This window comes from uncultured Ruminobacter sp., from assembly GCA_902764345.1.
Taxonomy (GTDB): Bacteria; Pseudomonadota; Gammaproteobacteria; order Enterobacterales; family Succinivibrionaceae; genus Ruminobacter.
The window spans coordinates 1-17525 of sequence record CACWVT010000045.1 but is presented as its reverse complement, the minus strand read 5'-3'; the positions used below and the strand labels follow the sequence as shown (position 1 = coordinate 17525).

16 protein-coding genes, 1 other RNA gene and 1 riboswitch are annotated in these 17525 nt (G+C 43.4%); of the genes, 5 read left to right on the top strand and 12 right to left on the bottom strand.

Annotation, left to right across the window (positions count from 1 at the left end; translation table 11 throughout):
* Positions 1-312 precede the first annotated feature (312 nt).
* The 6 genes from QZU58_RS08095 to QZU58_RS08070 form a co-directional block, all read right to left on the bottom strand.
* Positions 313-630, bottom strand: a complete 318-nt coding sequence (locus QZU58_RS08095) for a DUF1653 domain-containing protein (protein ID WP_294463086.1) — start codon at positions 628-630, stop codon at positions 313-315.
* A gap of 18 nt (positions 631-648) precedes the next feature.
* A complete protein-coding gene (locus QZU58_RS08090) occupies positions 649-1305 on the bottom strand; it encodes an HAD-IB family hydrolase (protein ID WP_294463088.1) in 657 nt (218 codons plus the stop codon).
* Between the two features lie 196 nt (positions 1306-1501).
* The gene (locus QZU58_RS08085) at positions 1502-2707 is read right to left on the bottom strand and encodes an AAA family ATPase (protein ID WP_294495971.1); all 1206 of its coding nucleotides are present in this window, start codon (positions 2705-2707) and stop codon (positions 1502-1504) included.
* 202 nt (positions 2708-2909) lie between these two features.
* Positions 2910-3007: signal recognition particle sRNA small type (gene ffs / locus QZU58_RS08080), an RNA gene on the bottom strand.
* 224 nt (positions 3008-3231) lie between these two features.
* Positions 3232-3969: an LrgB family protein gene (locus QZU58_RS08075; protein WP_294463095.1), complete on the bottom strand. Its 738-nt coding sequence runs from the start codon at positions 3967-3969 to the stop codon at positions 3232-3234.
* A gap of 1 nt (position 3970) precedes the next feature.
* Positions 3971-4474, bottom strand: a complete 504-nt coding sequence (locus QZU58_RS08070; protein WP_294463097.1) for a CidA/LrgA family protein — start codon at positions 4472-4474, stop codon at positions 3971-3973.
* A 386-nt stretch (positions 4475-4860) separates the two neighbouring features.
* Here QZU58_RS08070 and QZU58_RS08065 point away from each other — a divergent pair, with 386 nt between their 5' ends.
* From QZU58_RS08065 to QZU58_RS08055, 3 genes are all read left to right on the top strand, one after another.
* Positions 4861-5475: a CvpA family protein gene (locus QZU58_RS08065; protein ID WP_294495970.1), complete on the top strand. Its 615-nt coding sequence runs from the start codon at positions 4861-4863 to the stop codon at positions 5473-5475.
* A 416-nt stretch (positions 5476-5891) separates the two neighbouring features.
* Complete coding sequence (purF, locus tag QZU58_RS08060) at positions 5892-7406, top strand: amidophosphoribosyltransferase (RefSeq protein ID WP_294463523.1); 1515 nt, start codon at positions 5892-5894, stop codon at positions 7404-7406.
* A 521-nt stretch (positions 7407-7927) separates the two neighbouring features.
* On the top strand, positions 7928-9064 hold the full coding sequence (locus tag QZU58_RS08055) for a hypothetical protein (protein ID WP_294495969.1): 1137 nt from the start codon (positions 7928-7930) through the stop codon (positions 9062-9064).
* 395 nt (positions 9065-9459) lie between these two features.
* On the opposite strand, the gene ribB is transcribed toward QZU58_RS08055, so the two are convergent.
* A complete protein-coding gene (ribB, locus tag QZU58_RS08050; protein WP_294495968.1) occupies positions 9460-10125 on the bottom strand; it encodes a 3,4-dihydroxy-2-butanone-4-phosphate synthase in 666 nt (221 codons plus the stop codon).
* Between the two features lie 51 nt (positions 10126-10176).
* A riboswitch (FMN riboswitch) is annotated at positions 10177-10296 on the bottom strand.
* 299 nt (positions 10297-10595) lie between these two features.
* Here ribB and QZU58_RS08045 point away from each other — a divergent pair.
* A complete protein-coding gene (locus QZU58_RS08045; RefSeq protein WP_294495967.1) occupies positions 10596-11306 on the top strand; it encodes a DsbA family protein in 711 nt (236 codons plus the stop codon).
* Between the two features lie 230 nt (positions 11307-11536).
* On the top strand, positions 11537-13108 hold the full coding sequence (locus QZU58_RS08040; protein WP_294495966.1) for an SEL1-like repeat protein: 1572 nt from the start codon (positions 11537-11539) through the stop codon (positions 13106-13108).
* A 129-nt stretch (positions 13109-13237) separates the two neighbouring features.
* Here QZU58_RS08040 and QZU58_RS08035 read toward each other — a convergent pair whose 3' ends face one another.
* The 5 genes from QZU58_RS08035 to queC all read right to left on the bottom strand — a co-directional run bounded on the left by QZU58_RS08035 (position 13238) and on the right by queC (position 17421).
* A complete protein-coding gene (locus QZU58_RS08035; RefSeq protein ID WP_294495965.1) occupies positions 13238-14200 on the bottom strand; it encodes a TAXI family TRAP transporter solute-binding subunit in 963 nt (320 codons plus the stop codon).
* A 158-nt stretch (positions 14201-14358) separates the two neighbouring features.
* A complete protein-coding gene (gene traT, locus QZU58_RS08030; RefSeq protein ID WP_294495964.1) occupies positions 14359-15045 on the bottom strand; it encodes a complement resistance protein TraT in 687 nt (228 codons plus the stop codon).
* A gap of 521 nt (positions 15046-15566) precedes the next feature.
* The gene (locus tag QZU58_RS08025) at positions 15567-16262 is read right to left on the bottom strand and encodes a radical SAM protein (protein WP_294495963.1); all 696 of its coding nucleotides are present in this window, start codon (positions 16260-16262) and stop codon (positions 15567-15569) included.
* Positions 16255-16593, bottom strand: a complete 339-nt coding sequence (queD, locus tag QZU58_RS08020) for a 6-carboxytetrahydropterin synthase QueD (RefSeq protein ID WP_294495962.1) — start codon at positions 16591-16593, stop codon at positions 16255-16257. The genes QZU58_RS08025 and queD overlap by 8 nt, the downstream gene beginning before the upstream one ends.
* A gap of 141 nt (positions 16594-16734) precedes the next feature.
* Entirely contained in the window at positions 16735-17421 is a 687-nt protein-coding gene (gene queC / locus QZU58_RS08015; protein ID WP_294463170.1) for a 7-cyano-7-deazaguanine synthase QueC, read from the bottom strand.
* Between the last annotated feature and the right edge of the window lie 104 nt (positions 17422-17525).

The following is a 17525-nucleotide window of genomic DNA, read 5'->3' as shown; positions in this document are numbered from 1 at the left end:
ATCTAGTATAACATATAAAACAAAGAAACACCACTGAAAAATGGTATTTCTTTGAGTTTTTTTGTATTGTGTACTTATCTATTCTCGCAAAATTTGGGCTTAACAAATAAAACGTACGCTTATTTTAGGGCTGAATTTCTTGCTTTGCGGGAGTTCGGCCCTTTAGTTTTTTGTCTTTTGGTTGAAGCTGATGATAATGACGGGATGGACCGATGATCCTCTTCCAAAGCGAACTCAGAAGGGAATATGCCGTTATCGGTCAGAATTGGCGATGCGCACACTCTCAGCTTCTGAGAGTGTGTTATCGATGTTTTATGCCGGTCTGTGAACCAGTTCGAAACGATACTCCTGAGCTGCATCAGGGTACTTAATCCTGTCAACCGGACTCATGAACATGTCATAGGGACGGGCACAGACCTTGTATGGCGGATACAGGGCTTCATAGATCACCAGTCTTTCTCCGGTTTCGGTATGTCCCGCAAATGCCACTATTCTGTACAGATATTCCGCGGTATCCTGATTAACGTATTCTCTTTTGAAGTGACGTACAATGTCACCGACGTGAAAATCACGTACGTCAGATCGGTTTTCGGTTGAAACGTTTGCTGCAACATTCTCAGCTGAAGTCATGGGATGTTTCCTCTTTTCTCAGAATAGGATGGTTTGCCAGCCGTTCTTTTCGGCGGTCATAAGAAGTTTTTCGCTGTGCTTTCCCGGATTTACGATAAACGCCCGTTCAACGGTTTCAAGAAGGGGAATGTCGTTTACGGTGTCGCCGTAGCCGATGCTGTCCTTCAGGCTCAGAGCGTTTTCCCTGCAGAGAGACTGCAGTCTGGTTCTTTTGCCTTCCTGATGGCAGAAGTCCGGATAAACGTCAAATATCCTGCCATCCTCATCATATTTTACCCTGGTGCTGATAAAGTAATCAGCATTTACGACGCTGGCGGTCTGTTTTACCAGCAGATCCATGGTGGCTGAAGCGAGAACAACAGTATGACCTTCGGATTTGTAATGTTCAATAAGCGACATGGCTTTCGGATATACACGTGGCTTAAGGTAATTTTCACGGTAATCGGTAAGAAGTTCCTCAAGATCTTTTTCTGTTTTGCCGGCAATCGGTCTGATGACGTAACGGTAATATTCCAGAATGTTCAGGGTTCCGTTACGGAACAGAATTCCTGCCTCTCGGTTGAAATCAAGATATTCCGGTTGGATGATTCCGTGGTTAATCAGACATTTGAAGAACTGATCATTACTGTCTCCGTTAAGAATTGTTCCGTCGATATCGAAAACTCTCAGTGCCATTATATTTCTTTCCTGTTTTTATGCGATCGGAAGTTATTATCCGTATCCGGCTGACACAGACATGGTTTCATTACGCAGCCGTATCATGGAAATGATGAGTCAGCCTGTCTGTCGTGCCGGTAGTATCCTAGAAAAACCTGCTTTTGTAAAGAGTTGATGTGAGTCTCTAAGGTGAACCTGCTCTGGGTAAAATGGCTCAGCGGGGAATGCTGATGTTTTCCGCCATGTCAATAAGCTTGAGATAACATTCGTTCATTTCGTTATTCACCATGCTTGCCTGATATTTATATCTCTGGAATCCCGGATTCTTACTCAGGGTAATTGAGGAGAATGAATAGAATCCCAGCTGATATAGCAGGGAGAACATGTTTATGTTGTACGGATCCAGACTGTCGGAAAAAAGATATCCGCAGTCATTCGGCGCCAGAAGTCTTTCATGATTGCGACCGTATTTTGCAAGAAGCTTGGGCAGAAAATTATAAAATCTTTCAACAGGGTAGTAGGTTTTGAAATCCGTTCTGTAATTTGTTTTGCTGAAATACGACTTTATGCTGTATGGTCTGGTAACCGGAATGTTGTGTGGCGTAAAGCGGTATCTTCCGTACCAGTCCGTGATCCTTCCGAGGTATATTTCGGCTGTTTCCCCGGCGGCTTCTGCCTCATCCTGTATGCTGTCCTCGAAATATTTGTGGATGTCGCCCTGCGAAAAGCCGCAGAGGCAGGTGGACTGATCACTGTAGCTTACATCGGAAATGTACGGCAGTCCCTCATGTCTTTCCGTGGACAGGGCAAACTTTGTTTCGCCGCAGATAAGCAGCCAGTCTATGAATTCCACCTGATCGTAGAGTGCGTGGTAGAAATCCAGCATTTCATCGTACAGATCCTGGAAGTTGACAATCCTGTCTTCCAGAAATCTCAGGAATGGCTGATCATAGTTGTCTATCAGAAAAACAATTCTGCCGGTCGGGCTTGCTGATGCAACTGCTCTGATGAAGTACATGGTCATCCAGTAGATGCTCAGATCCCTGTTGAGCCTTAATGGAATGTTCTGTTCAAACAGATATGACTTGTAGAAGGAGTGTATGAAACCTTTGAATCCTTCTGCTGACTGAATTCTGCGGTCGGAAAAATCAAGCTTAAGAACGGTCTGCTTCGGGAAAGTCATGTCGAGTGAGGAAATGCTCAGGTTCTTAAGGAAGGAATGTTCAGTGCCGTTGGTGAATATGAAGTTTATGGTGTCAAGAAGCAGTGTTTTGCCAAATCCCCATGGCCTTATGAGTATTTCGAATTTGTTGTGGCTGGAGTACAAGCTGGAAATCTGAGCCGTTTTGTCAATGTAGATGCTTTCACCGAGAATCAAATCAGAAAAGCTCTGCTGAGAGGTATTTTCAAAAAAGTTCATGGCACTGTACCGATCCTGTATATTCGAAACACAGTCGATTATACATCAATACGGAAATACATTCTGTATGTGATACCGAAAAAAGCAGTATTGGACAGATGTTTAAGTAAAAAATGATTCAGAAAGACGCAATAAACACTTTTCTGATAACTATCAGATGCGGAGATACGTTTAGGGGAGAAAAAGATAAATATTTTTAGGTGGGGCCTAGCTACATCTCGGTACTTCCCAAATTTTACGCTGGTTGCTTCCTTCCGGACCTGGCCTGGTACGTAAACAGAGAATACGAGAGAACCAAACCCCATTACTGAGATTGTCTGTGGTTCAGACACTGACTATCATATTCTAATTCCTGAAAAGTGCAAGAGTTTTTTAGTTCAAAACAGAAAAAATGATACTGTTTGTCTGTTTTTTGTTAACTGTATCGTAAAAATAAGGGCTGATGTCTGAAAATCAGCATCAGTAAAGGTGTTGAGGACTTTTCAGACATTTGTGAAAACAGACGTCTCTGCCTTTGTCAGTGGTTACCATTTGAATACTTCGTCCAGGAAATTCAGCAGCATGAATATCGGAGTCGCCAAAAATGTTGTCATGACACCGCAGACGATAAGACTCAGTGATGAATAGGCTCCCTGAGTTTCCCCCTGTTCGTTGGCGGCCGAGGTTCCCACTGCATGTGCGCATGCACCGATGGCAAGTCCCTGAGCTTTAGGATTGCGTATGCGGAAAAGTTTCATCAGAGGAAAGCCGATAACTGCACCGAGAATACCGACACCGCACACGATGCAGGCAGTAACGGAGCTTATGCCCCCAAGTCTGTCTGATACATCCATTGCGAGCGGAGTGGTGATGGAACGGGCTCCGAGAGTCGGGATCATGTTATGGTTAACTCCCATGACATGACAGCTCACGTAGGCGATGATAAAACTGATGAATATTGATATGGCGCAACAGATAAGAATCGGTAAGGCCTGAGACTTTATCAGGTTGAATTTAAGGTACAGCGGTATGGCGAGAGCCACGATGCATGGTTCCAGCAGCCAGCTGATTATGCGCGTGCCGTCCTGATATTCCTTGGGATCTGAACCCGTCATCAGAATAATGGCGATAATGATGATTACGGGAATGAGCAGCGGATTGAGAATAGACCATCCGGTTTTCATCTGTACGGCTCTTACCAGAAAAAACAAGCCCACTGAGAGAGGCAGTGAAGCAAAGTACATCCATTCGTGATTCTCAAAAAGAGAGATGATGGTATCCATGTTATCTCTTCTCCTCTTTTGTGTTTACGGCCGCAGTGACGGCGGCTGCTTCCGCCGACAGGGGCTTCAGTTTCTGTCTGGTTATTTTTTTGTACCTTATGGCTCTTCTGTACAGCAGTTTGCGTCTTTTTCTTTCTTCCGGAGTTTCACTCATGTGCTGGAACAGTCGTCCGACAACAAGAAGAATAAGAGCGATACCTGATACCATGTTGAAGATTATCAGAACCATGGATGAATAAACCTCGTTGAGGTAGGTGATTATGCCTATTGCTGAAGGCATGAAGAGCAGGGCCATGTATTTCAGAAAGAGAGAGCCTGAAGGCATAATCCATTCAAGACGGACAACCCTGAATTCAAGACAGAGAAAAAGAAGCATAAGTCCGATGATGCTTCCCGGAAAAACGAAAGGAAGCAGAGAGGCAATCTGCTTTCCGATAAACAGACAGGCATAGATAATCAGAAAACTGATGACTATCCACAGAAATTTTTTTAAAAAGGTTACCATGATGCGTACCGCTATGGTTTTGGGAATTAAATTTGATGTATGTCACATTATACTCTCTGAAATACAAGATGCAAACGAAGTGGTTCCATATTGTGTCTCTTTTGATTTTCGATACTATTCCCGGTTAAAAAATTGTATGTCGGTGTTAACTTTATGTGTCTAATAATATAAAATGTCCGGCATCAGTTAGGTCGTGAACATACCTGTTCCCGCATGACGAACGGATTAAAAGGTATCAGTACATCCGGGAACTCGCTTTTATCGTAAGCCTCTGTGTCAGGACTTTTGGTGATTATGTGTGCAGTGTTTTCCGTGTCGCTTTTACGTAAGCGGCCGGCATTCGGAATACCTGTTGTCATTTTTTTGCTTGATTTGGAAGAATTACTATGCAGTGGATTGATTATGCCATCATCGGCATTGTTGTGATTAGCATGCTTATCAGTCTTATCAGGGGATTTATTAAAGAGATTCTGTCCCTTGTGGCCTGGGCTGCGGCTTTTTTTGTTGCCACAAATTTCTATGATACTTTTGCCTCTCTGATTACCTTTACGGATGACACGGCAGTAAGATACGCCGTATCTCTGTTTGTTCTGTTTATCGGTACCCTTATGATTATCGGGTTCGTAAATTATGTCATTACCCTGGTTCTGAAGAAGACCGGTCTTTCAGGAACCGATCGTATGCTCGGCACCGTGTTTGGTGCGGTAAGAGGCGTGTTAATCGTGCTGATTGCCGCCTGCGGTCTGCAGCTTGCGTTTAACTACGGTTATTTTTCAAGAATGAAGTCTGAACAGTGGTACAAGGATGCGGTGGTGCTTCCGGAAGTTCTGCACGTGGCCGACTCAACACTGAAATCGTTCGGTCTTGAGAACATGGGCAAATCCATGGTTCCGGGCTTCTCATCAGAAAACGGTCTGAAGGTCGAGGATGTTCCTGTAGCAGCTCCGGCTGAAAAAACAGAGACTACGGATGTTCCTGTAGAGGAAGAACCTGTTAAGTAGAATTCGTCCATGTGAAAGGGCCCCGGATAAGCATTCAAGGCTTTCCGGGGTCTTTGTTTGTCTGAACGATGATGTGATTACTGTACAATCGCAGGAATGATTTTGTGCCGGCTGTGAGGCCGGTTCATCATTTTTTCAGAAGTCCAATTTATAATGGTGGCATGTGCGGCGGATTTGCGTCGGTGCGCCAATGTCGCAAAAAAAGCGGAATCTGTATTCCCTTTATACCGGAGCGGTACTTCCGGGAAACTCCGTGTTTAAATTTTCAGGGATTTATTCTTTTTTGTAGTCAATTTTTTGAAAAAGTTTATAATAGGCGTGCTTATAGTCATTGTCACAGGTCGGATGTTTAAATTTTGATCCGTGATTTAAAATTTTGCCGTATGGGCGTATTTTATTAAATAGGATGTATAAAGATGTGCGGTATCGTAGGTATTGTAGCTACCACCCCAGTTAATCAGGCTCTTTATGATGCTTTGACAGTTTTACAGCATAGAGGTCAGGATGCGGCAGGCATTGTTACCAGCTATGACGGTAACTTCAAGCAGCGGAAGGCAAATGGTCTGGTACGTGATGTTTTTGAAACCAAGCATATGTACAGACTGAAGGGAAACATCGGTATCGGTCACGTGCGTTATCCGACTGCCGGTTCATCTTCAGCGGCTGAAGCTCAGCCTTTCTACGTTAACAGTCCTTTTGGTATTGCTCTTGCTCATAACGGTAATCTTACCAATGTTCAGGAACTTCGTGAAAAGTGCAACAGATTCCACCGTCACGTGAATACCACTTCCGATTCTGAAGTTCTGCTTAATGTGTTTGCCCACGAAATCGATCAGTGCAACTGCGATAACATTACCGCTGATGAAATCTTCAATGCCGTTCACAGGGTTAACGACCAGATTAGAGGCGCTTACGGCGTGGTATCACTTATTCTCGGCGTAGGTCTCGTGGCTTTCAGGGATCCTAACGGTATCCGTCCTCTCGTACTCGGTGAAAGGGAAGGTGAAAACGGCAAGATGGAATATGCCGTTGCTTCCGAAAGCGTTGCTCTTGACATCCTTGGTTTCAGACTTGTTCGTGATGTTGCTCCGGGCGAGGCAATTTTTGTAACTGAAGACGGCAGACTGTATAACAGAATCTGTGCATCAGAAACCAAGCTTAATCCTTGTATTTTCGAATATGTGTACTTTGCCCGTCCTGATTCAATCATGAACGGAGTTTCAGTTTATGCGGCCCGTGTTCACATGGGAACCATGCTTGGTGAAAAGATTAAGCGTGATTTTGCAGACCTTGACATTGACGTGGTAATTCCTATCCCTGAAACCAGCTGTGACATTGCCGTTGAAATAGCGAAGAGTCTCGGTGTTCCTTACCGTCAGGGTTTTGTAAAAAACCGTTACATCGGCAGAACCTTCATTATGCCTGGTCAGAAGCAGAGAAAGAAGAGCGTACGCAACAAGCTCAATCCGATTCCTGCAGAATTTAAGGGCAAGAATGTACTGCTTGTTGATGATTCCATCGTTCGCGGAACCACTTCAGGTCAGATCGTTGACATGGCTCATGAGGCTGGTGCGAAGAAGGTTTATTTTGCCTCTGCGGCACCTGAAATCAGATATCCAAACGTATACGGTATCGACATGCCTTCAAGCAAGGAACTCATTGCCTATGGTAAGACTGCTGATGAAGTATGCAAGCTGATACGTGCAGATGCCCTTATCTATCAGTCTCTTGAAGATCTTGAGAAGGCCGTAAGAATGGAAAACCCTGAACTGAAGAGCTTTGAAACCTCCGTGTTCAACGGTCAGTACATTACCAACGACATTGATGAAAACTACCTGAACTTCCTTGAACAGGTTCGTAACGATGATGCGAAGGCTGACAAGGCCTGGAATGATTCAACCGAAAACCTTGAAATTTACAACGAGGCCTAACGGAAGTTTGGATTCCCGAAAATAAGATATCGGGAAGAAACGTAAAATCCGGTCATGCTGCGGAAGCAGGGTGACCGGATTTTTGATCGAAGATGCGTAATTATTTAAATTTCACTCAACTTTCCCACTTAATTTTACGGGATAAAACCTTAATCCGTGAGGTTTAGGTGTTCTTTAAGAACTAGCGTTGATTTTTACGTCAGTTTGTGGTGATTTTCTTTCCGGAAAATAAATCCTCCCTCATACGCATCACAAACAACTATATCACGTAAGGTATCATGGAGTAATGTTTATTCACCGATAATCAAGTGAGAAGCCTGGTGAAAAGCTCCTTAAAACAGAACCACCCGATTGAAATTTCTGATACAATCTTTCATCAGGTTGTCCTTGATTATGTTGTTTTTTTTAGCATTACAATTACGAAGATGTCAAAACAAAACTCTTTTTTTACTCAAATTTCAATTTATAGAACTCCCTTACATTATTAAAAATCAGTCATTCTTACTTCGGAATCCGAGAACATGGGAAACAGAACCAACAGCTGGGAAGTACTTAAATCCATAATTGAAAGTGATAATCAGGGATATGTCTCTGACTCGTTTCTTATCAAAAGTCCCTACACCACAAGAATACTAGTTATTTTCACTCTGCTTACACTGTTGTTTTTTACATCGTGTCTCTATACGAACGCATTTCCTATCGGCATATATAAATTTTTCAATATTACCTTACCTGGCTACAGTCATGGTTCAGCGAAAGTTCTTTACGAGGATTATCGTCGATATGTGCAAAATTTAAAGGGAGGAACATATAGATGTGGCTACACTGCCGAGGTCCTTTCGGATGAAGAAGCATTGCAGATAATGCCAAAGCAGATACATATTAAAGAAATCAGCTGTTCAGCATTTATGGACTATGAAATAAAATTTATCTACAACAGAGAAAATCCTTCAATACTGTATGTTTATGATTTTACAGGTAAACATGGGCGTCGCATGTTATTAATGCTGGTATTCGTCGTCCTGTCCGTAATTACTGCCATTCTGTTTTTTGAAATGTTCAAATCAAGTTTCGATTATCACAGGAAATATCAGCAGACCATGAAATACGCCAAACCACTTTATGTGCACTTGCAGAACCAGACGTCTTTACTTTCTGATGAAGGCGAATTGTTTGAGCTACCACTGGTTCTGCTGTCAGATACCGGAAAGATAAGATCAAATTTAGGTTTGCTTTTTAATCTCAAAAGGCGTTTAGAGCACATCAGAGTAGAAACTGATGATTCAGGTTTGATGGTCCTAAGATTTGACGACAAATTGTCCTTCATGAAAAAATGCTACATCTACGGAATTACGGAAAGCAAACTCAGGGAAGCAGCAGAACTTCAGAATTTTACCGACGATAAAGTCAAATCACAGGAGTTAACCTCCGACATTAAAACATCTCAGTCACCTGTGGCTCTAATAGACGGTTTTCAATCATCAGACGAATGTGACGGCACACAGGCAACTAACAAGAATAATGCTACTACCCTGACAAACAAATCTGACAGAGTGATTTATTTTGTAGGTCCGTGGATTTATTCTACACGGAAACCTGCAGAAACACTGAAACTTTATATAACAGGCAACGAAATTAAAGATTATTTCATTGTTTAGCATTAACCGTTCTGATGAAAACTGAACATCTATTCAGCCAGCGGTCATAAAAACAAAGGAGCTATGAAAAAGCTTTATCCTTAGCCCATGAAATGCTCAGTAGCTGGTTTACCGAACAGATAGCTCACGTTCAGAATTTTGTAACACGTTTACGGGAGGATTTATTTCCTAAAAGAGTCAGGACAAATTGATTAAAAAATCATCGCAAGTTTTTAAAGAGCACCTAGATCGCATGGATTAAGGTTTTGTCCCAGAAAATTTACTGGGAAAGTTGAGAATTTCATTTGTGAATTCTTTATGGCACTCTGCCATGAGGAAAAATGAAAACGCCGGATAATTATGTCCATGGGCATTTTTATCCGGCGTACTGATCCCCGTTTGGGAAAATACTGAGACTAAATGTTGCGAGCCTTGCGGTAGGCTACGATATCAAGAATGCTTACCACGGTCATGTTGTGCTGCAGACCGAAGGCTACTACCTGAGGCAGTCTGGCCATGGTGCCGTCATCATTGGTGAGCTCACAGAGAACACCGCTCGGATTGAGACCTGCCATTCTTGCAAGGTCAACTGAAGCTTCAGTATGACCGTCACGAACCAGTACACCGCCGGTTTTTGCGGTCAGAGGAAATACGTGTCCAGGATGACTTAAATCTGAAGGCTTGGCATCAGGATTGATTGCGGCCTTTATGGTGGTCAGACGATCGTGAGCACTTACGCCGGTGGTTACACCCTTTGCAGCTTCAATGGTGATTGTAAAGGCAGTACCGTATGAGCTGGTATTGTTGCTTACCATCTGCGGTAATTCCAGCTGCTTCATTTTTTCTTCCGGCATGCAGAGGCACACAATGCCTGAGCAGTAGCGAATCATCATTGCCATCTGGGCTTCGGTCATTTTTTCGGCCGCAAAAATGATGTCACCTTCGTTTTCCCTGTTTTCATCATCAACAACAAGGACACCGTTACCTTCACGCATGGCCTGAAGCGCCAGTTCAACGCGCTCTTCCGGGGTTTCGGCAAAAATCTCTAATAAGTTACACTGACTCACAATCTGACTCTCCATAATTTTTTACGTAGGTCAGGGCTAATTTGTTTGCAATAAAACAAAGCAGAAAACTACTCTCTTCTATCCGGACTTTTACCGTCGGCTCAGGATTTTCACCATGATCTTACCGTTTAAGGCTCGCGGGCTGTCTCCGCCGGTGGGGAATTTCACCCCGCCCTGAGAATTTGTGATATTTTACAATAATTTGCCACAGGGTTCACGAAAAATGCGGTTAATAGGATAAATTTTTATCATACGAAAAACTTTTGGAGTAAGGCTTCGGGACGTTAAATGGCCGTAATCCTTCCGGTAATCGTTTTTCACCGTGCATATATCTCAATTTTAGTGATTTAAGCCACCGGATACGTGCTATTGCACTTTTTTTTGCTATAATCGGACGTTGTGTTCAGGGGAACTGATAACAAACGGAAGAGTTTTTCCGTAAGCAACTGACACTTTTGTTCAACTATCGCATTAAGGGTTATTCCATGAAAATCCGTACTTTATTTACCTCTTTGATTATGGCTTCTGTACTGTCTGCTCCTGCTTATGCGGAATATTCAAAGAGTGAAATTGAAAACATCATACATGATTACATTGTTAATAATCCTGACGTGTTAATTGAAGCAACAGCCAATGTCCAGCGTCGTCAGCAGGAACTTCAGAAGCAGAAGCAGGATAAGCTTATTGCCGAAATCGAGAACAGTAAGCTGTTCCCTCAGTCAGGTCCTGCAAAGGCCAAGCATGTCATTGTTGAATTCTTTGACTACAACTGTGGTTACTGCAAAAGGGCAAAGCCTCTCTTTATCGATCTCCTGAAGGAAAGCAAAGATACTAAGTACATCTACATGGAGTTTCCTATTCTCTCCGAGATTTCTAATACGGCTGCCAGAGTGGGTGTTGTCATTTACAACCTGAACAAGGAAAAGTACGTGAAGTACAACAACGAGCTGATGACCAAAACTTCCCGTCTTTCAAATGAAGTTGAACTGCAGTCTCTTGTTGAATCCCTGGATCTGAACTGGAAGGAAGTTAAGACCATGTCAGAGTCAAAGGATGTTGACGAGGTAATCAATTCAATTCGTGAGGTTGCGGCAGAGCTCGAGGTTAACGGTACTCCTGCCTTCATCATTGACGGTGAGATTCTGCGCGGTGCTCCAAGAAGCAAGAATGACATTACCAGACTGCTGAAGAAGTAATTTTCTATCTGATTCGGAAACTGAAAGTTTACAGTTTTTAATGTGAATCCATGAGGTTACTCTGATTATTTTTAAAATAATGTGAACTTTTTATAACAGTTTGAGATAATAATGACAGCGGTTCTTTACCGCTGTCATTTTTTTGTCCGAAATTTATGAGGATACGACTCATGGCGGCTGTTATGAAATCGTCTGTATTTTTTCAAAGACTGAGTACTGATGGAAATGTCGTGCTAAAAAGGGTAATTCGCAGTCTATGCTGTCTAGGTGCGGGAGTGCTTCTTGCCGGAACTGTTGCAGCTGCAGAGAACGGCAATTGCCGCAATATCGAAATCCGCGACAGCTATCACGATGGTGATACGGTGGAGGTTCCCGAAAGATCTGTGCTTTACGGTTCTTTGGAAAAGAACCCTGATAAGCTGGATCTTATTCTTAAAACTCTTGAGAAGCAGTGCAAAGACAGTGATGCCGAAGCATGTCTGCGTCTCGGGGATGTCAATTACTTTGAGGAACTTGCCAGAGTTCTTATTACGGAAGACCTGTGCGACATGACATTTGTGGCTCTCGACCGAAAACTCAAGAAGCGTTCCGCAAAATACTATGACCTGGCCTGTGAGCTTGGTAAAGCTCAGGGATGCGGGAATGCCGCAATGGTTATAGAGGATTTTCTTTCTGATGAAAAGGAAATGGCCCGGGTTATCGACCTGTACAAACGGGGATGTGATGACGGGGATGGTCGTTCCTGCTCAAGACTTGCCATGATTTATTATACCGGTTACGGAACGGAATCAAATCACAGAAAGGCCTATGAATATCTCAAAAAGGCACATGAGTATCCATTCGTCGATACTTATGATCTTGCCGGGCTTCTGTATTTAAACGGAGAGTTTCTCGGCAGGGATTTTAAGCTTGCATTTGAAAATTTCAAAAAGGGCTGCGAGCTTGGAAGCGGATTTTCCTGCGGACAGCTTGGAGCCATGTATCACGGCGGACTGTCCGTGGAAAAGAACAGGGATACTGCCCTGAATTATTTCAGTCGCGGGTGTAACCTTGATGACGGTTCGTCCTGCTTCTATGCCGGTCTTCATTATCTTAACAGAAACAACACCGAGAGTGACTACGTGCATGCTGTTGATTACTTTGAAGACGGATGTGATCTCGATGAGGCTTCTTCATGCTTCTATCTCGGATATATGAACAAACACGGTCTCGGAACACCTGAGGATTACAGGCAGGCTCTGATTTATTTAAAACGCGGATGTTCATACAGGGACAGTGTCAGCTGCAGGAAGGTCGACATGCATGCGGATTACCTGCTTTCAGCAGCGAAAAACAACGTTAAAAGGGCTGAAATCCAACTAGATAATGTTGATTTTGACAAAAAGCTGGACGGTTCCGTGAAGGAAATGCTGGAAATTATTGACGGACAGTGCAGGACCGACAATGCGGAATCCTGTACCTTCCTTGGCGAATTTTATTCAGAGAGTCAGAAGGATGTAGGTGATGACGACAAACGCTTTAAAGTCGTTACCTATCTCAAGAAGGCCTGTGATTTAAAAAATGCGGACGGATGCTATGATCTCGGTATGATTTACTATGAGCTTTTTGTGAAGAGTCACAGCAAGGCTGATCTTGTCGCATCAAACGATTTTTTGAAGGCGGCTAACGAGTATTTTCCGAGTATGAGAAACAGTTCCATGTACAACAGAACATCATCTATCCTGAATTATTTTGATTCAACTCCGGCTGGTCTCAAAAAAGTAAGTAAAAAGCATCAGACTTCACGTCATCGTTCCCGTTAGGTCGCGGCGGATTGGCATCTGTGAATGTTTGTTGGAAAAAGGGAAGGGAAAAGACTTAAGTCTTTTCCCTTCCTTAACTTTAAATTGTTATCAAATAACGGTTTCAGTCTGAAATTTTGGCGGCCTGTGTTATTCCGTTCTTACCTTTTCTCCCTTGCTGCGGTAGTATTTTGCGGCTCCCGGATGGAAAGGAATGGAAATGCCCTTGGCAGAGTCCTTTATGGTCAGATTGTAGTTTGTAGGAACAATCCTGTCGAATTCTCTGGCATTTTCAAACAGATTTTCAGTTATTCCGTAAACTTCCTCATTCTGCATGGAACGGTTGACTGCCAGAATTGTCTTTATGCCTATGGTTTGTATATCTTCGGTCTGTCCCACATAGGTGTTTGCGGGAATGACGGTTTTTATAAAGAAAGGAGAGTTATTTACAATGCTCTGGAGCTGTTCTTCATCTATGGAGAGTAGTCGTATTTTGATTCTTCCGGAAAGTCCGTAAATATCCATGGACCTCAGGCCGTTGGTGAGAAACAGAGCATCAATCGAACCATCATCCAGAGCATTCATTGCCTCATTGATGTTCATGTGCTTAGCAACGATGCTGTAGCCGCTGATGTCGTATTTGTTAAGAATTTCCTTTGCATTCTTTTCTGTTCCGGAATTGAAGGTTCCCAGACTTATTGCTTTGCCGAGAAGGTCTGATACTTTGTGGATATTGCTGTCAGCCCTTACCACGATATGACAGGCTTCCGTATAGAGTCCTGCAACTGCCACAAAGTTTCTAAGCGGCTGTTCTCCCTTGAAGGAGCCTGTGGAATGGTAGGCTTCATAGCTTACGTCGTTCTGAATAAGTGCCAGCTGAAGCCTGTTGTCATTGATCATTCTGACGTTTTCAACGGAACCTGCGGTAGGGAGTACCGTGACACTGTATTTTAGTCCTTTGGCGTTTTCCATATTCTTTTTCATCTGCTCGCCGAAGGAATGATACATGCTTGGATTAAAGGCTGTTCCAATGGATAGTTCCTTTTCACCGCAGCCTGTTATGGCCAGAGGGCATATTACCGCTGAAAATATAAAGGTTAGTAATTTTTTCATACAAGTACAACACACTGTTTAAACAATACCACTGACTAAATTATCTGACAAATAAGGATATAAATAAGCATTCTTTATCACAAGAGCTTAAAAAAATTGTATTTTGCCGTATGTAAAAGGAGGTAGTCCCCGGGATGAGGAACTTCCTCCAAGTCCTGTTAGTGACTGATGAGCTGAGACAGACCTTCAGCCACATGTTCAAACATCTGTCCGGTGGCATATGTCTTATCCATGTTAAGCTGCTGTCCAGAAACGGTGATGGTTGTCTGGTAGGTGTCAAAGCTTCCGGTACTGTTTTTCTGCTTTATTTCAATGTCACTGCTGTACATCAGGGTATCCACGCTCAGGTTGTCGTCAATCGCATACCCGACGCCGGCACCGACAAGTCCCAGAATTATCGGCAGGGCGCTCAGTCCGTGATGATAGCTGTTAGTTGCCGCAATGACACCGCCGGTGGCGGCACCGATTACGGTGCCGGCAACCACGCCTCCCGTGGACTGGTTACTGGTGGAGTTGGCGGATGAAATGGTGCCGTATATGACTATGTCTGCATCTGTAGCAGTATTAACTATGGCAATGTTCGGCTGGGAGGCAATTTTCGGTATAAGTCTTGAGGAAAAAACACCGTCAAGTCCGCCACCTGATAAATCCCTGATATTTACGTATACATACTCCGGTGATCTGGCAGCAGGCTGGAGATGAAAGGTTTCGGTATAGTTAAGATGGATGTTGAGATCCTTATACTTTGAAAGGTGCTGTCCTGAACTGGTACAGCCGGTGGTCATTCCCACCGTGCAGACGGCAATCACTGTGCCGACGGCAATGCTTCTTAACAGATTATTCATGTGAAATTCTCCTCATACTGGCTGGTACGTTAAATAAGTAGCGTAATTAGTGACTGATTTTTATTCCTAAACCGTATGATTCGTTTAGTCAGACAGTGTGGTATGAAATTTCCTGCCACACACATACTATTATGATCCATATTGCCGACTGTTGGTTCAGTTGAAAGACAAAAAATTTTTCAAAACGAGAGGAGGGTTACAATGAAAATGTTAACGAATGTGAACATTCAGAAGTTTTTAACTCTGGTGAACAGGAACAGAACTCATACCTGAACCTCCGTAACTTTTTCGAAATACTGTGGAATTCACATAAATGATAAGGTTTCAGAACAGTAACCATTACTTTGCGTACAGGATGAGGAACTGCTTTAATCAGTGAATACTCATTTTACTGATATGGACGGTTTTTCTGATCATGAACGGCGGAATTATGCCGTTTTACTGCTTGGGAGGGGCGAAAGAGGTGAATTCACCCGAAAGCTGACTGCGGAGATGGTTATGCCGGCGGTTAACGAAGGGGATTAAACGCCTCTCAGATTCGGATCCCATATATATTTGTGAAGCTGAAGCTGTACTCTTATTCTGTCGGTACGGACTTTTTCTGTCCATGAAAGGAGCTTTTCCACAATCTCTTTAGGTTCCACCTTTCCGAATACCGCTGAAAGGTATACATGGCAGTTTGGGTGATATGCTTTAAGAATCTCAAGAGTTTTTGCGAAGTCATCTTCGGATCCGATGACGAATTTGAGTACGTCATTTTCACGCAGGGCACTGATGTTGTTAAGATGCATCTTTCCTTCCTCTCCGCTTGAAGGAAGTTTATAGTCACAGCAGAATATAAGTTCAGATGCAAAAGGAAGCTCCAGATACGGTAGGATATTCATGGAACCGTTCGTTTCGATATTTACGAGATAGCCGTGAGAGGTAAGGGCCTCGAGCAGTTTTTTTACGTTTTTTCTGTACAGTGGCTCTCCACCTGTCAGGGTGACATTGCGGATGCTTCCGTATGATTTTACTTTCTCAAGTATTTCGGATACGGTCATAATCCTTTCATCCGCGAAATCCCAGGCATATTTGGTATCGCAGTATGAGCAACGCAGATTGCAGCCGCAGAGACGGATAAAAACTGCCAGCTCACCGGAAAGAGTCCCTTCGCCGTTGACTGACGCAAAAATTTCGTTTACGGAAAACTCGATTTCCGAAATATCTTTATTCATCTCTTTCATATGATGCGGTGTTGTTAGGACTTTCTTCCACGTCAACGCGATAGCAGTACGGCTGAAGCTGCTGACAGATCCAGTAGGCAATGTTTTCGGCCGTAGGATTTACCTTAATGACATCGTTAATCATCTTGTGATCCAGTGCATCCTTGATGACTTTCTTGATGTGAGAGAAATCCATTACCATGCCGTTGGCGTTCAGGTTAGGGCTTTTCAGATAAACGTCAATAACCCAGTTGTGACCGTGAATTCCTGAACACTTGCTTTCGTAGTCAAGAGTCAGATAGTGTGCTGCGCTGACAACGATGCGTTTTTTTACCTTGTACATTGTTTGTTTCAACTCCTGTTTTGCAGATGCGGGGAATGTGAGTATTTCCTGTTCATCTGCTCGGGGTAATCTGTCTGAGCGGTTCTTTTTTTGCCTGAAAAGTTCTGTTTATTGTCCTGTTATCAGTCTGTCAGGTTTCGGTTATTTTGCAAGCAGAGGATCGGTTGCATTGTTAAGCCTGAATGCATTGCTTCTGTCTATGCAGGTACCGCAGGTGCCGCATGGTTTTTCACCGCCTTCGTAACAGCTCCAGGTCAGTTCATAAGGAACCTTGAGTTCAAGTCCGGTTTTTACGATATCTGCCTTGTTTTTATCGATAAACGGGGCATACAGTCTTATTTCTCCGCCTGTTCCTTCAAAGATTGCGTTACCCATGTGTTTTACAAATTCTTCTGAACAGTCCGGATATGCACGGCCTGCGGCATCATCCCTGTGGGCACCGTACCATACCTCTGATGAACCGTGAATCTGAGCAATGCCTGCTGCAGCGGAAAGCATGATGCCGTTGCGGAACGGTACGTAGGTACTTACGGTACCGCTGCCGCCTTTCTCGCTAAGCTGTTCGGCGTAGCTTCTGTGATCAATCGATTCGGTTGATCCTTTCATAAGTGAGCAGTTTGAGCCGGCGAAGATGTCTGCCAGATTAAGGGTGGTAAGCTTCACGCCATAATATTCGGCAACGGCCGCTGCTGATTTTAGTTCCTTTTCATGTTTCTGACCGTAATGAATGCATAAGGCTGAAACGTTTTCTGCACCGTAACGGCTTACGGCTAAGGCGAGACAGGTTGAACTGTCGAGTCCGCCGCTTAATAAAACGGTAATTTTCATGACCATACTATCCTGAAAGAATATTAACCTATGCTGTCACCTAAGGTTTTTAAACACAAAAACAAATGCTTTTTCCGAAGCTCAATGTTTATTTACCGACAGAA

What these genes read in the sequence shown, in the direction of transcription:
- QZU58_RS08035 (WP_294495965.1), bottom strand. Translation starts at nt 14,200, where the DNA reads ATGAAAAAATTACTAACCTTTATATTTTCAGCGGTAATATGCCCTCTG.
- QZU58_RS08095 (WP_294463086.1), bottom strand. Translation starts at nt 630, where the DNA reads ATGACTTCAGCTGAGAATGTTGCAGCAAACGTTTCAACCGAAAACCGA.
- QZU58_RS08090 (WP_294463088.1), bottom strand. Translation starts at nt 1,305, where the DNA reads ATGGCACTGAGAGTTTTCGATATCGACGGAACAATTCTTAACGGAGAC.
- QZU58_RS08045 (WP_294495967.1), top strand. Translation starts at nt 10,596, where the DNA reads ATGAAAATCCGTACTTTATTTACCTCTTTGATTATGGCTTCTGTACTG.
- QZU58_RS08070 (WP_294463097.1), bottom strand. Translation starts at nt 4,474, where the DNA reads ATGGTAACCTTTTTAAAAAAATTTCTGTGGATAGTCATCAGTTTTCTG.
- QZU58_RS08065 (WP_294495970.1), top strand. Translation starts at nt 4,861, where the DNA reads ATGCAGTGGATTGATTATGCCATCATCGGCATTGTTGTGATTAGCATG.
- QZU58_RS08075 (WP_294463095.1), bottom strand. Translation starts at nt 3,969, where the DNA reads ATGGATACCATCATCTCTCTTTTTGAGAATCACGAATGGATGTACTTT.
- QZU58_RS08055 (WP_294495969.1), top strand. Translation starts at nt 7,928, where the DNA reads ATGGGAAACAGAACCAACAGCTGGGAAGTACTTAAATCCATAATTGAA.
- queD (WP_294495962.1), bottom strand. Translation starts at nt 16,593, where the DNA reads ATGTACAAGGTAAAAAAACGCATCGTTGTCAGCGCAGCACACTATCTG.
- ribB (WP_294495968.1), bottom strand. Translation starts at nt 10,125, where the DNA reads ATGGAGAGTCAGATTGTGAGTCAGTGTAACTTATTAGAGATTTTTGCC.
- purF (WP_294463523.1), top strand. Translation starts at nt 5,892, where the DNA reads ATGTGCGGTATCGTAGGTATTGTAGCTACCACCCCAGTTAATCAGGCT.
- QZU58_RS08085 (WP_294495971.1), bottom strand. Translation starts at nt 2,707, where the DNA reads ATGAACTTTTTTGAAAATACCTCTCAGCAGAGCTTTTCTGATTTGATT.
- queC (WP_294463170.1), bottom strand. Translation starts at nt 17,421, where the DNA reads ATGAAAATTACCGTTTTATTAAGCGGCGGACTCGACAGTTCAACCTGT.
- QZU58_RS08025 (WP_294495963.1), bottom strand. Translation starts at nt 16,262, where the DNA reads ATGAATAAAGATATTTCGGAAATCGAGTTTTCCGTAAACGAAATTTTT.
- traT (WP_294495964.1), bottom strand. Translation starts at nt 15,045, where the DNA reads ATGAATAATCTGTTAAGAAGCATTGCCGTCGGCACAGTGATTGCCGTC.